General features: G+C 71.4%; 10 protein-coding genes. 7 read left to right on the top strand and 3 right to left on the bottom strand.

What is annotated here, in order from left to right:
- Positions 1 to 45: 45 nt before the first annotated feature.
- The gene (locus ABS772_RS04235) at positions 46 to 1,242 is read right to left on the bottom strand and encodes a site-specific DNA-methyltransferase (RefSeq protein WP_350392408.1); all 1,197 of its coding nucleotides are present in this window, start codon (positions 1,240 to 1,242) and stop codon (positions 46 to 48) included.
- A gap of 429 nt (positions 1,243 to 1,671) precedes the next feature.
- Here ABS772_RS04235 and ABS772_RS04230 point away from each other — a divergent pair, with 429 nt between their 5' ends.
- The 6 genes from ABS772_RS04230 (at position 1,672) to ABS772_RS04205 (ending at position 9,092) form a co-directional block, all read left to right on the top strand.
- Complete coding sequence (locus ABS772_RS04230; RefSeq protein ID WP_238254251.1) at positions 1,672 to 2,019, top strand: septal ring lytic transglycosylase RlpA family protein; 348 nt, start codon at positions 1,672 to 1,674, stop codon at positions 2,017 to 2,019.
- Positions 2,020 to 2,177: 158 nt separating this feature from the next.
- Positions 2,178 to 2,495, top strand: a complete 318-nt coding sequence (locus tag ABS772_RS04225) for a polyhydroxyalkanoic acid system family protein (RefSeq protein ID WP_238254250.1) — start codon at positions 2,178 to 2,180, stop codon at positions 2,493 to 2,495.
- Positions 2,496 to 2,570: 75 nt separating this feature from the next.
- On the top strand, positions 2,571 to 2,813 hold the full coding sequence (locus ABS772_RS04220; protein WP_350392406.1) for a hypothetical protein: 243 nt from the start codon (positions 2,571 to 2,573) through the stop codon (positions 2,811 to 2,813).
- Between the two features lie 244 nt (positions 2,814 to 3,057).
- A complete protein-coding gene (locus ABS772_RS04215) occupies positions 3,058 to 4,881 on the top strand; it encodes an ABC-F family ATP-binding cassette domain-containing protein (RefSeq protein WP_350392404.1) in 1,824 nt (607 codons plus the stop codon).
- 357 nt (positions 4,882 to 5,238) lie between these two features.
- Positions 5,239 to 6,894: a porin gene (locus ABS772_RS04210; protein ID WP_350392403.1), complete on the top strand. Its 1,656-nt coding sequence runs from the start codon at positions 5,239 to 5,241 to the stop codon at positions 6,892 to 6,894.
- A 203-nt stretch (positions 6,895 to 7,097) separates the two neighbouring features.
- Entirely contained in the window at positions 7,098 to 9,092 is a 1,995-nt protein-coding gene (locus ABS772_RS04205) for a flagellar motor protein MotB (RefSeq protein WP_350392401.1), read from the top strand.
- A gap of 100 nt (positions 9,093 to 9,192) precedes the next feature.
- Here the strand turns inward: ABS772_RS04205 and ABS772_RS04200 are convergent, their stop codons facing one another.
- Positions 9,193 to 10,428 carry an adenylate/guanylate cyclase domain-containing protein gene (locus ABS772_RS04200; protein ID WP_350392399.1) on the bottom strand — a complete coding sequence of 412 codons (1,236 nt, stop codon included), beginning with the start codon at positions 10,426 to 10,428 and terminating at the stop codon, positions 9,193 to 9,195.
- A 140-nt stretch (positions 10,429 to 10,568) separates the two neighbouring features.
- Between ABS772_RS04200 and ABS772_RS04195 the strand changes: the two genes are divergently transcribed.
- On the top strand, positions 10,569 to 11,174 hold the full coding sequence (locus ABS772_RS04195) for an HD domain-containing protein (RefSeq protein WP_350392398.1): 606 nt from the start codon (positions 10,569 to 10,571) through the stop codon (positions 11,172 to 11,174).
- On the opposite strand, the gene ABS772_RS04190 is transcribed toward ABS772_RS04195, so the two are convergent.
- The gene (locus tag ABS772_RS04190) at positions 11,164 to 13,476 is read right to left on the bottom strand and encodes a lytic transglycosylase domain-containing protein (RefSeq protein ID WP_350392540.1); all 2,313 of its coding nucleotides are present in this window, start codon (positions 13,474 to 13,476) and stop codon (positions 11,164 to 11,166) included. The genes ABS772_RS04195 and ABS772_RS04190 overlap by 11 nt on opposite strands.
- Between the last annotated feature and the right edge of the window lie 179 nt (positions 13,477 to 13,655).

The raw sequence follows: 13,655 nt of genomic DNA, 5'->3' as shown, positions 1-13,655 counted from the left end.
CCTGCATCCGCCCAAGAGCTTGTCCTTTCGAAACCTTGACGGGCGTTATGCGCCGGTCTGGCCCCGCATCTTCGTACGGAAATCGTCGATGCAGACGAGGCGTCCCTGGCGTTCCGCGTGCCAGAAGGTCCAGCCGTTGCAGGCGGGCAGGCCCTGCACCAGGGCGCCGACCTTGTGGATCGAGCCCATCGCCGGGCCGACGCTGAGCTGGCCGTCCGGCCGCACCGTCGCGCGGAAGCGTCGGCGCTCGTCGGTCAGGGTCTCGCCGGCGCGGACATGGCCGGCCTCGACCACGCTGAGGAAGGGGATCCGCGGCTCGGCCCGCTTCGGGGTGGCCAGCGCCAGCGAGGCCGAGGACAGGGTCTCGATCCCCGCGATCCGGGCCCGTGCCGCCGCGGCGTAGGTCGGGTCGCGCTCGCAGCCGATGAAGCGGCGTCCGAGCCGCTTCGCGACGGCTCCGGTCGTGCCGGTGCCGAAGAACGGGTCGAGCACCACGTCGCCGGGATTGGTCGCCGCCAGCAGCGTGCGGGCGAGCAGGGCCTCCGGCTTCTGGGTCGGGTGGACCTTGCGGCCCGCCTCGTCCTTCAGGCGCTCCTCGCCGGTGCAGAGCGGGATGAACCAGTCGGAGCGCATCTGAAGGTCTTCGTTGCCGGCCTTCAGGGCGTCGTAGTGGAAGGTGTACTTGGCCTGCGGCGAGCGCGAGGCCCAGATCAGGGTCTCGTGCGCGTTGGTGAAGCGCTTGCCGCGGAAGTTCGGCATCGGGTTGGCCTTGCGCCAGACGATGTCGTTCAGGATCCAGTAACCGAGATCCTGCAACGCGCTGCCGACCCGGAAGATGTTGTGGTAGGAACCGATCACCCACAGGGTGGCGTTCGGCTTCATCACGCGGCGCGCGGCCTTCAGCCAGGCGCGGGTGAAGTCGTCGTAGGCTTCGAAGCTGGAGAACTTGTCCCAGTCGTCGTCGACGGCGTCGACCACGCTCTGGTCGGGACGGGTCAGGCCCGCCTCGCCGAGCTGGAGATTGTAGGGCGGGTCGGCGAAGACGCAGTCGACGCTTTCGGCCGGCAGACGGTCCATGGCGGCGATGCAGTCGCCGATCAGGATCTCGTCGAGGGGAAGGGTGTTGGGGAGACGCTGAACGGAGGGTGCGAGACCCATCCGCGGCGCCGACGCGATCCGCCCGGTACGCGAGACCTGATTCCGGGCGGTGACGCCGACGACCGCGGTACGCGGGGAAGCCATGGCAAACACCGGTTACGCGACTGACACCGGGACCATGCCGCGATCACGGTAAAGGTCGGGTTTGCCGACGCCGTAAATCTGCGTCTCGATATGGGGCGGCAATTTTTGCCGCCCTTATTCATGCGCTGAATGCAACGCTGTGCGACCGCACGGACAACCCCGCGCGAAGCTTTGTCGAGGCTTTTCCCGTCCCGCGCGGCCCGGCGCCGAATGCTTGCGCGGCAAGTGTTGCGACTATCGCGGCGCCGCGCCCCAAAACGAGCCAAGTAATCAATTCTTAACGCGACATGGACCCATGGGATCGCGGCCGATAGTCTGATTCTCGTCCGATACCGCGGCGCAAAATCCTCGTCTTATTTTGGCCGAGATCGGGCTCATTTTCCGCGGCGCTCAACACACATCGCAAACAACAAGGGAATGCGATCCTCGATGAAGGTTTCCAACCGGACCGTTGCCGTCTGCCTCGCCACCGTCGTCGGCGCCCTCGCGACGCTGCCCGCCCAGGCCCAGAGTGGCCAGGCCTCCTGGTACGGAAGCGGCCGGAAGACGGCGAACGGCGAGCGTTTCAATCCCAACGGATACACCGCCGCCCACCGCAGCCTGCCCTTCGGCACCCGCGTTCGCGTCACGAACCGCGCCAACGGCCGCTCCATCGTCGTGCGCATCAACGATCGCGGCCCGTTCGTCGGCGGCCGGGTGATCGATCTGGCCCGCGGCTCGGCCCGCGCCATCGGCATGTCGGGCACCAGCTACGTCTCGCTCAACGTCGTGCGCTGAGGCGCCCGGACGGCGAACCGTCTCCTCTCCGGGACCGGCGCACCGTCGCCGAGCGTTGCCGGGGAACCGACCCGTTCCCATAATTGTCTCACCCGATGCCGTGCGTCCCGGATCGTCCGATCCGGGTCCGCGCCCTGAGGAGAGGAGAGGGGATCGAGATGGCGAAGCCGATGGTGGTCGAGATTCCGCACGAACTCGGCCGCGACGAGGCCCGGCGGCGCATCGACGAGGGCACCGCCCGGGTGCGCGAGGCGCTCGGCAAGAGCGGCATCGCCATCAACACCCTGAACTGGACCGGTGACCGCCTCGACTACTCGGTCACCGCGCTGACCCAGACCGTCGACGGCCAGATCGATGTCGGCCCGGACGTCGTGCGCGTCGAGGTCCGGATGCCGCTGCTGCTCTCGATGTTCGCGCAGAAGATCCAGAAGATCGTCGGCAAGGAAGGCAACAAGCTGCTCCTGCCCAAGAAGTAGCGGGAACCCCTCCGCCCACACCCCGTTGGCCCGGACGACGGCGCGACGGACGGGCCGTCAGCGAGGTGCGTTCGAATGGCCAATCCCGGATCGATCCCGGAAACCCCCACGCCCGGCCCCGAGGTCCCGAGCCCCGGTCCGGAGACGCCCGGCCCCGCTACGCCCGACACGCCGCAGATCCCCGAGCCGGGCCCTGGTCCCGAGATTCCCGGCGGGACGCCCGCGGAAGCGCCGGGAACCATGCCGACCGAGATCCCCGTCGAGAGCCCCGGCCTTCCCGACTCGACCCCGACCGGTCCGGCCAACCCGACGGCCTAGAGCATCGTCCCGAAAGGTGGTTGCCGGCTTTCGGGAAAAGACGATGCAAGATCGGAGACCTCGCGCATCGTCCTGGATTCGAAGGCCAGGACGATGCGCGAGGGCCCACTTCCGGCGAGGCTGCCGGCCTGCGGGCGAAGAGAATGGCGACCTGAGGCGCGCGCTTCGCTCGGGATAGGATCTCCGGGAGCGCGAGGAATCCGCTTCCGTTGTTCCGGGCTGCGGCTGCTGCCATAAGCCCGCCATGGCCGCTCCCCCGCTTCTCACCCTTCAGGACGTCGCACTCACCTTCGGCGGCACGCCGCTGATCGAGCGGGCCGAGCTGACGATCGCGCCGGGCGAGCGCGCCTGCCTCGTCGGCCGCAACGGCTCGGGCAAGTCGACCCTGATGCGCATCGCCGCCGGTCTGGTCGAGCCGGATCGTGCCGTGCGGTTCGTCCAGCCCGGCACCACGATCCGCTACCTCGCGCAGGAGCCGGATTTCTCAGGGTTCGAGACGACGCTCGCCTTCGCCGAGGCCGGCCTCGCACCGGGCGACGACGCGCACCGCGCCCGCTACCTCCTGGAGAGCCTCGGCCTGAGCGGCAGCGAGGATCCGCGGCGATTGTCGGGCGGCGAGGCGCGCCGGACCGCGCTCGCCCAGGCGCTGGCGCCCGAGCCCGACATTCTTCTTCTCGACGAGCCGACCAACCACCTCGACCTACCGGCCATCGAGTGGCTGGAATCCGAGCTGAAGCGGACCCGCTCGGCCCTCGTCCTCATCAGCCACGACCGCCGCTTCCTCTCCGCCCTGTCGCGGGCGACCGTCTGGCTCGACCGCGGCGTGACCCGGCGGATTGAGCAGGGCTTTTCCAGCTTCGAGGCGTGGCGCGACGCCTTCTTCGAGGAGGAGGAGCGGGACAAGCACAAGCTCGACCGCAAGATCGCCGACGAGGAGCACTGGCTGCGCTACGGCGTCACCGCCCGGCGCAAGCGCAACGTGCGCCGCCTCGCCGACCTGCAGAACCTGCGCAAGCAGAGCCGCGAGCATCGCCGCCCGGTGGGGCAGGCGGTGCTGACCGCGAGCGAGGGCGAGGCCTCGGGCACGCTGATCGCGGAGGCGCGTCAGGTCTCGAAATCCTACGGCGAGCGCCGGATCGTCCACGACCTGTCCCTGCGGGTGCTGCGCGGCGACCGCCTCGGCATCGTCGGCCCCAACGGGGCGGGCAAGACCACGCTGATCAACCTGCTCACCGGCGCGCTGGCGCCCGATTCCGGCGAGATGCGCCTCGGCACCGGCCTGAACATGGTCCATCTCGATCAGGCCCGCGCCGTGCTGGAGCCGACCGCCACGGTCACCGAGGTTCTGACCGGCGGGCGCGGCGACAGCGTCACGGTGGGCGGGCGCAGCCGTCACGTGATCGGCTACCTCAAGGACTTCCTGTTCGCGCCCGAGCAGGCGCGCACCCCGGTGAGCGTGCTCTCCGGCGGCGAGCGCAACCGGCTGCTGATCGCGAGGGCGCTCGCCCAGCCCTCCAACCTGCTCGTGCTCGACGAGCCCACCAACGACCTCGACCTCGAGACCCTCGATCTCCTGCAGGAGATGCTCGGCGACTATGCCGGCACCCTGATTCTCGTCAGCCACGACCGCGACTTCCTCGACCGGGTCGCCGGCACCGTTCTCGTCAGCGAGGGGGAGGGGCGTTGGGTCGAGTATGCCGGCGGCTACACCGACATGCTCGGCCAGCGCGGGCGCGGCGTCGAGGCGCGCAGCGACGGGCGGGACAAGGCCGTCCGCGAGCGCCCCGAACCGAGGGAGAAGGCGCCGCGGGCGGAGGCGGCGCCGGCGCGGGCGAAGCTCGGCTTCAAGGAGCAGCACGAGCTGAAGACCCTGCCGGGCCGCATGGCCGAGCTGGAGGCGGGAATCGCCAAGCTGCGCGAGGTGCTGTCCGATCCCGGCCTGTACGGCCGCGATCCCGGCCGCTTCCAGAAGGCGACGGCGATGCTCGGTGCCGCCGAATCCGAGCTCGCCGCCGCCGAGGAGCGCTGGCTGACCCTAGAGATGCAGCGCGAGTCGCAGAGCGGCTGAGAGCCCCGGCCCGGTGATCAGTTCCGCCGGGCCGCGCCCGAGATGATCCTTCGCCCTCACCTTGCGACCGGGGAAAACTTTACGGTTGGGCATGGATTAAGTTGCGATGCTGCAACAGATCGCAGCGAAGCCACTTTGTGACACCTCCAAGACGCCCATCCCTGTTGCCCGTACGGTCACGCTCGACCATGGTGCCGCTGCGGACGGGATAACCCCGCTGCGGTTTGGCCGATGCCCGAGGGGGACTGCCAAGCTCCAAGGGAAACAAGGACTGGCGGGGATGGCCACCCAACGGTGGGCGCCCAGCGTCAACAGAAGTCCGATCCCGTGGGTCTCGAAACTTCTGGAGGGTTTATCATGAAGCTCGTCAAGAGCCTTCTCCTTGGATCGGCAGCGGGGCTGACCATCGTGGGTGGGGCTCAGGCCGCCGACCTGCCGGTGAAGAAGGCCGCTCCGATCGAGTACGTCCGGGTCTGCTCCGCCTACGGCGCCGGCTTCTTCTACATCCCCGGCACCGACACCTGCCTGCGTGTCTCCGGCCGCGCCCGCGCCGAGTACGGCTACATCGGCAGCGATAACCGCCGGGTCACCGGTGGCGGCGATCTCTCCGGCTTCATCGGCCTCGCCCGCTTCAACTTCGACGCCCGCACCCAGACCGGCTACGGCACCCTGCGCGCGTTCCTCCGTCTCGATGCGGCGAGCCGCACCGGCCACACCAAGACCTCCTCCGGCACGAACCTGCGCGGCGGCTACGCCTTCTCCGGCACCGGCCAGGACGCCTTCGGCCGCATCCAGAACTTCATCAACGTCGACAAGGCGTTCATCCAGTTCGCCGGCCTGACCGCCGGTCGCGCCTCCTCGTTCTACGACTTCTACGCCGCCGACTACGAGATCATCGGCTCGTCGCTCGGCTCCAACATGCCGTCGACCAACCTGCTCGCCTACACCCAGAAGTTCGGCGACGGGTTCACCGCGACGATCTCGATGGAAGATCCGAACTACCGCAAGAACCCGATCTTCTCGAACGCCGTCCCGGCGGCGGCGGCGGGCGCGGGCACGGGTGCCCTCTCGCAGGTCCTCACCACCGCTCCGACCCCGATCATCCTCGGCACCGACGCCGTCGGCAACGCCACCGCGGTCGCCTTCATCGACGCCGTGCAGCGCTCGCGCATGCCCGACTTCGTCGGCTCGCTGCGCTACGACGCTCCGTGGGGTTCGGCTCAGCTCTCCGCCGCCGTCAAGGACATCAACACCGGCGGCTACATCGCCACGCTCGGCGTCCCCGGCGCTGGCGCCACCCAGCAAGCCAACGCTCAGGCGCTGCTGGCGGCTCGCGGCATCAGCTCCGGCTCGCAGACCGACTACGGTTGGGCGGTTCAGGGCGGCGTGAAGTTCAACCTGCCCTTCATCGCTCCGGGCGACGGCCTCTACCTCCAGGGTTCGTACGGCGAGGGTGCCTCGTTCTACACCGGCATCAACCGCTTCACCGCCGGCTACCTCAGCAACGCGTCGGTCTATGCCGGCAACCCGTTCAACCAGTACCTCGCCGATGCGGTGGTCAACCCGCTGACCGGTAAGATCGAGCTGTCCAGCAGCTTCACGGTGGTCGGCTCGTACCTCCACTACTGGTCGCCGGAGTGGCGTTCGGCCTTCTACGCCAGCTACGGTGAGATCTGGTTCCCGGCGGGTGCCCGTCAGGCCACCAGCCAGGCGAACGCTCTGGTCAACAGCCCGTCGACCATCGCGCCGCCCTCCTACATCACCAACGCCGCCGGCTACAATCTCAGCCAGTCGCTGCGCGACACCTACCAGATCGTCACCGGCGCGAGCCTGATCTGGTCGCCGGTCAAGGACCTCGATATCGGCGTCGAGGGCCAGTACATCCGCACAGGCGTCCGGAGCGGCCGCGTCTCCGACGGCGACAAGGGTACGTTCGTAAACAACGTCCCGACCCGCACCGTCAGCAGCGAGGACGTGTTCCAGGCCCGCTTCCGCGTGCAGCGCGACTTCTAAGTCGGACTTGCGGCAGGCCGCGCGCCTGCCGCTCGACAGCATCGGCCCCCTGTCTCAGGGGGCCGAACGGAAAGAACCTCCAGACCCCGGCTTCGCGGCCGGGGTTTTTTCATGGCCGGAGCGAGGCGGCGCGCGGCCTTCAAAGCGCCCCGATGACCGTGTCATCTGGCCGCCCTCGCCGGCCGCCGAGGAGGTCGAGCCCCGTGTCCACGCCGTCGCTCCCGCCGTCATCGCCGCCCGCAACGCCGTCCCGGTCGCGCCTGATCCGCGTCGGCTGGCTCGCCGGCCTTCCCGCGCTCCTCCTGATCGCTGCGGCCGCCGCCTATCTCGGCCTGTCGCGCGTCACGGCACATCTGGAACAGCAGGCATCGGCGATCGCCGCCAGTACCGGGGAGGGGCAGCCCGAGCCCTGGCTCCGCGTCACCGTGTCGGGCCGCGATCTCACCGCCGCGGGCGAGGCGCCGGAGGCCTCCCAGCGCGAGGCGGTCGTCGCCCGGCTCGCCGCGATCGAGGGGGTCCGCCGCTTCACCGACCGGACCGGCGTCATCGAGGAAGTCTCCCCCTTCGTCTGGTCGGTGGAGCGTCCCGCGGCCGGCCGGGTCGAGGCCAACGGCAGCCGCCCGGCCGAGGTCGGCGCCTTCGAGCTGGCGCAGCGCCTGAAGCCGGCCCTGCCGCGCGACGCGACCCTGAGCGACCACGCCCGGGCCGCGCGGGGCGCACCGCGCGACTTCCCCGACGCGGCGGCCTTCGCCGTGGAGCGGCTACAGGATCTCACCACCGGCGCCGTCGCCACGCTCAACGACACCGTCATCTCGATCCGCGGCGAGGCGGCGAGCGTCGCCGCCTACGACGCCCTGCGCACGGCGCTGGCGAGCCCGCCGCAGGGCTACACCCTGGGCACGGTCGAGATCACGCCGCCGGTCGTCGCGGATTTCCGCTTCGGCGTCGCCCGCCGGGCGGACGGCAGCCTCGAACTGACCGGCCACGTCGCCTCGGAGAGCGCCCGCGAGGAGATCCGTGCCGCCGCCGCCCAGGCCGCGGAGGGGGCGGCGATCGACGACCGTCTGCGCGATGCCCGCGGCCTGCCGCAGGGCGTCGACGGGCCGGCCCTGGCCCGCTTCGTCTTCCGGCTCGCCGGTCTGCTGCACGAGGGACGCGTCGCCTTCGAGGGCGCGGCCGTCTCGGTCGAGGGCAACGCGCTCGATGCCGGAGCGGTCACCGAGGTGGAGACGCTGATGCGCGACGCCCGCCCCGCCGGGGTCGCCGCGGGCCGTGTCGCGCTCACCGCCCGCCCCATCGTCCCCTACGTCCTGCGCATCCGCCGCAACGCCGACAGCGTGACGGTGAGCGGCCATCTGCCGGATCAGGCAAGCCGCGAGGCGCTGCTGGCCCGGCTCAATCCGCGCTTCTTCCGCGAATCGATCCAGGACCGCACGCGACTGGCCAACGGCGCCCCGGCCGGTCTGGCCGCGGCCCTGGCGGCGGCGATCGATCCGCTCTCGACGCTGGCGAGCGGTGAGCTGACGATCACGGGGACCGAGCTCCGCCTGACCGGCACGAGCCTCTATCCCGAGAGTGCCGCCCGCCTCGGCCGGACAGTGCCGCGGGCGATGCCCCCTGGCTGGAACGCCACGGTCTCCGTCGCGTCGGACGAGGCGCCGGCGGCGACGGCCGAATCGGGCGCCTGCGGACAGCGCCTCGCCGCGCGCACCGCCGGGCATCCCCTGCGCTTCGCACCGGGCAGCACGGCGCTCGCGCCCGAATTCTATCCGGTTCTCGACGCGGTGGCGGCCCTGGCCCGCGCCTGTCCGGGCGAGCGGATCGAGGTCGTGGGCCATCTCGACCCGGCCGGGGCGAAGCCCGAGGCGCAGGCCGATCCGGTCGCCGACGAGGCGGCGAAGGAGGCGGCGCCCAAGCCCGCCAAACCGGAGACAAAGAAGGACGCGAAATCCGGCAAGGCCAGCAAGGGCAAGGCGGAGACGAAGGAGGCGGCCAAGCCCGAATCGAAGCCTGAGCCGAAGCCCGAAAAGACCGAGGCCGAGCGGGCCGAGGCCGGCGCCGACCTCGCGCGGGCGCGGGCGCTCGCGGTGGTGGACTACCTCCAGAAGGCCGGCGTGCCGCTGGAGCGCGCCGCCGCGCCGACGGGGGTCGCACCGCTCTCCGACCGGCAGGGAATCGGTCTCAACCTGCGCTCGTGACCCCGCGCGTCGCCGCGCTCCGACCGGTCTGGCGGCGCTGCAGACGGTGCCCGGAGCTGACCTCGTGGGCCGCGCTCCGGGCGGGCTCGGACGCGCCGTTTCAGGCCGTCCGCTCTGAGCGCTCGGCCGCTTCCCCTGCCAGCCCCCAGATCCGCTGCTTGCGTCCGACGCCGCGCAGGGCGAACTCGCCGACCGGGACGAGGGCCGTCCCGCAGCGCCGGGCGAAGGCATCCGAGAGCAGCAGCGGCCGCTCCAGTTCATCGCAGAGCCGCTCGATCCGGCTCGCCTCGTTGACCGCGCGCCCGATCACCGTGAAGTCGAGGCGCCGGTCGGTGCCGACATTGCCGGAGACGACGCGCCCGTAGTGAAGCACGATGTCCGCCTCGAGCGGCGGCAGGCCGTCCCGGCGGCGGGTGGCGTTCAGGCGGTCGTTGCGCGCCAGCGCCTCCTGCGCCGCGTCGAGCGCGCCGGCGCAGGCCGGGCAGGCGAGGGCGTCCGGCTCGGCCACGGGGAAGACGGCGAGGAAGCCGTCGCCCAGAAATTTCGAGATCTCGCCGCCGTGGCGCTGCACCGGCTCGCCCAGCGCGTCGAAATGCTCGTCGAGCCAGCCGACGACCTTCAGAGGATCGTCGCGGTCCGCCACCGCGGTGAAGCCGCGCAGATCCGCGAGCAGGATCGCGGCGTGGACGACCGTGCTCTGCCCGCGCCGCATCTCGCCCGCGAGCACCCGCGCGCCGGTCGCCGGCCCGAGATAGGTGCCGAGCATCTCGCGCATAGTATGCGACAGGCTGAGCTTGGCCGTGACCAGGGCGATCACCGGCACGAGCCCGGCGGCCACCGCCTGCTCCGCCTCGGTGAAGCCGCCGGGACGGTCGGTGGCGAACGAGATGCAGACGCCCTCCATGGCGCTGCCGGGGGCGAAGGCGGCGGCGTGGAGCAGATAATCCGTGGCACCCGCCTGCCTCAGTTGCCCCAGAAGCGGAAGGTCGGGGCAGCCGTTCGATTGGTCGAGGCGCCAGCGAACGAAGGCGAGGTCGTTCGCCCGCAGCCAGCCGACGGGACTGCGGAAGAACGTGTCCTCGCCCTCCGGCCCGTGCGCGGTGGGGAAGAACGCCATGCCCTGCCCGGGCCGCCACGCGAGGCTCACTCCGCGGAAGACGGGGTCGATGACCGGCACCGCCAGGCTGAGACGCCAGAGGGGAAGGCCGACCGCGACCAGCGCTTCGCAGAACTCCGCGATGATGGCCTCTCCGTCGTCCGACTCCGTCGCCCGCGCGATGAGGCGGGCTTCGATGCCGCGGAGGGCAGAGTCGGAGATCGGATCCGTCGTGGCCATGGCGAAGCGACACTAGCGGCGACGGCGCCGCGATCCAAAAACATCGTGCGTCGATGCCTGTGGGAAATCGATCGTCGATCCGCCTTGCCCGGACGGGCGGAAGCCTTCAACCGTGCCGCCACGATGCCGGGGACAGCGACATGGACCACGTGAACGACGAGGCCTTGGCCCTCGAGCGCCGATTCGCCTTCCTCGCCGAGATCGACGGGCTCAAGGCCGTGCTGCGCCAGAACCGGACCATCGGCGAGCGTCGGCGCGAGAACTCGGCCGAGCATTCGTGGCATCTGGCGATGTTCGCCCTCGTGCTCGGCGATCTCGCGCCCGGCCTCAACATGGGCCGCGTCGTCGCGATGCTGCTCGTGCACGACATCGTCGAGGTCGATGCCGGCGACGTGCCGATCCACGGCAGCTACGACGCCGCCGCCCAGGCCCTGGTCGAGGCGGAAGCGGCGGAGCGGATCTTCGGGTTGCTGCCCGAGGCGCAGAAGGTTCGCTACCTGGCGCTGTGGCGGGAATTCGAGGCGGTCGAGACGGCGGAGGCCCGCTTCGCCAAGGCGCTCGACCGGCTCCAGCCGCTCCTGCTCAACACGCTGACGGACGGCGGCACCTGGGCCGAGAACGGCCTGACCGAGGTCCAGGTCCTGGCGCGCTACCGGCCGGTGATCGAGCGCGGCGTGCCGGGCCTCTGGCCGTTCGTGGAGGCGCTGGTGCGCCGCCACTACCGGGACGGAACAGCTACGGCGTGACCGGCTGCGCCTCCGCGCTCACGGCGGTGCGGGCGCCGCGGGCGAGGTCGCGCTCGATCATCAGCGCGCTCTTGCCGTCGAGGCGGTTGCGGTAGACCTGCAGGTTCTCCATCACCCGCTGCACGTAGTTGCGCGTCTCGGTGAAGGGGATGCGCTCGACCCAGTCGATCGGATCGATGTCGGGCCGGCGCGGGTCGCCGTAGGCATCGACCCATTTCTTCACGTTGCCGCCGCCCGCGTTGTAGGAGGCGAAGGCCAGGATGTAGGAGCCCTTCCAGTCCTCCATCAGCTCGCCGAGATGGGCCTGCCCCAGCCGCGCGTTGTAGGCGGGATCGCTGGTGAGGCGGTCGGTTTCGTAGGAGGTCGAGACCCGCTTGGCGGTGCGCTGGGCGGTCGCCGGCATCATCTGCATCAGGCCGCGGGCGCCGACGCCGGACTGGGCGCGGGGATCGAACTGGCTCTCCTGCCGGGCGATGGCGAAGACCATGGCGCGCTCGACCTGCGGCACGGCGGTGAAGGTCTCGTAAGCGGGGATGCCGATGGTCGGGTAGGCGTGGGTGTCGAGGGCGAGGCCGCGCTGCGTGGCGAGCTTGCCGATGGAGACCAGCGCCCGCGCGTCGCGCGCCTCCACCGCGGTCTCGCCGAGGGCGTTGACCTGCGCCTCCTCGGTGAGCGAGCGGGCGGCGTCGATGTAGAGCGGCAGCGCCAGTTCCTTCATCTGGGCGGCGGCGAGGAGCTTGAGGCCGCGCACGAACAGCCGGTCGTCGAAGGCGGTCCGCGCCGTCGGGCTCAGCTCGGCGGCGCGGCGCAGGGGCAGGCTGTGCTGGCCGAGGCGGGCGCGGGCGAGCTGCCCGTAATAGGCGATCGGCTGGAGCGCGGCGCGCTCATAGAACCCCTTCGCCTCGGCGCTCCTGCCCGCGGCCTCCGCCGCGCGGCCCTGCCAGTAGGCGGCGCGCGCGAGCGAGATCGGCGTCTCGGCCACGCTCGCGGCCTGCGCGAAGTGCCGCTCGGCGGCGGCCGGGTCGGCCATGAAGCGCAGCGCGATCCAGCCGGCATGGAACTCGGCCTCGATCCGCTTCTCGGAGGTGCGGGCGGAATGCGCCGCGGCCACGGCGTAGGCGGTCTTGGGATCGCCCGCATCCATCAGCTTGCGGGCGACGATCCGGCGCTCGACCCACCACGTGTCGCCGTCGGCGAGCACCTCCGGATTGGTGGGGGCGGAGAGCAGCACCTTGGCCGCCTCCGCCGGCTTGTCGGCCCGGCGGAAATACTGGGTGCGCGAGAGCAGGTAGGACGAGTCGTTGCGCAGGGAGGGCGGCACCGAGGCGAGCGCGGCCGCCGCGCCGGCCTTGCCCTGCACCGCCCGGCGGGCGCGCACGAGGCTGGCATAGGAGCCGCCGGCATAGTCGGCGGCGCGGGCGGCCGTCGTCCAATCCTCCTTCAGGAGGGCGCGCTCCATCCGGTAGCGGTGGTCGATCACGGTGAGCACGCCGGGGAAGGCCTCGGTGACCTTGGCCTCGAGGCTGCGCCCGAAGCTCTCCTCGCGCCACAGGTCGTGCACGAGGTCGGCGGCGTCCGCGTCGAGCCCGTCGGCGCGCAACGCCAGCGCCAGGGCGAACTTGCCCGGCGCGCTCGTCGGCCGGGCGCTGGCGAAGTAGGCGCGCACGACGGCCGGGCTCTTCTTCTCCGTGAGCAGCCGCTCCTCGGCCCGGCGGCGCAGCAGCGGACCCGCCGGCCAGTCGGGATTGGCGCGGGCGAAGCCGACGACGCGCTCGAAGCTGATGCCGGCGCCGGCGCGGATCGCCACCCATTCCAGCAGCGCCCGCGCCGCCGGGTCGGTGAAGCCAGCGGCGAGACGGTCGCCGTCGGTGACCTTGCCCTTGCGGTAGAGGTCGATCGCCTCGCGCAGCTGTCCGAGATCGGTCTCGCCGGAGGCGACCGGGCGGGCCGGATCCGGCACCTCGGGGGGGGGGGCGGCCGGCGAGACCGCCGCGTCGGGCAGCGGGAAGGCGACCGCGCCATCCGATTCGGTGGAGGCGTAAGAGGAGGCCGCGGCGGGCAGCGGCTTGTCGGTCGCGGCCTCGCCGGCGCTCGGATCGAGGCGCAGCGCGTCCGCCGCGACGGGATCGGAGGCGGGGCCGTCGCCGATCTGCGCCGCGGGCGCGGTGGCGTCGCTCACGGGCGCGGCGGGCGCCGAGGCCGGCTGCGGGTTGCGCACCTCGATGGCGACGGCGCGCTGCGGCAGCACGGCGGTGCCGGACAGCACGAGCCCGAGGAGGAGGGAGCGGGCGGGGAACGCCAAGGTCATCAGACACCCCGACACGGAGGCCAAGCCTTAAGCTGGGCTCCGGTGCGTTAAGATGGCATTAACTGCGCAAGCGAAGCGTTTGCGCGCGGGCTGGTGAGGGCCTATGTCTCGCGCGTCCCGAGCGCGGTCCGTCCGCGGCCGCAGCCGCCGGGACGTGCCGGAAGACAGGCAAG

The organism is Methylorubrum podarium (assembly GCF_040270385.1).
Lineage (GTDB): Bacteria > Pseudomonadota > Alphaproteobacteria > Rhizobiales > Beijerinckiaceae > Methylobacterium > Methylobacterium podarium.
The sequence above is the reverse complement of the archived record's forward strand: the minus strand, read 5'-3'. Positions and strand labels throughout refer to the sequence as shown.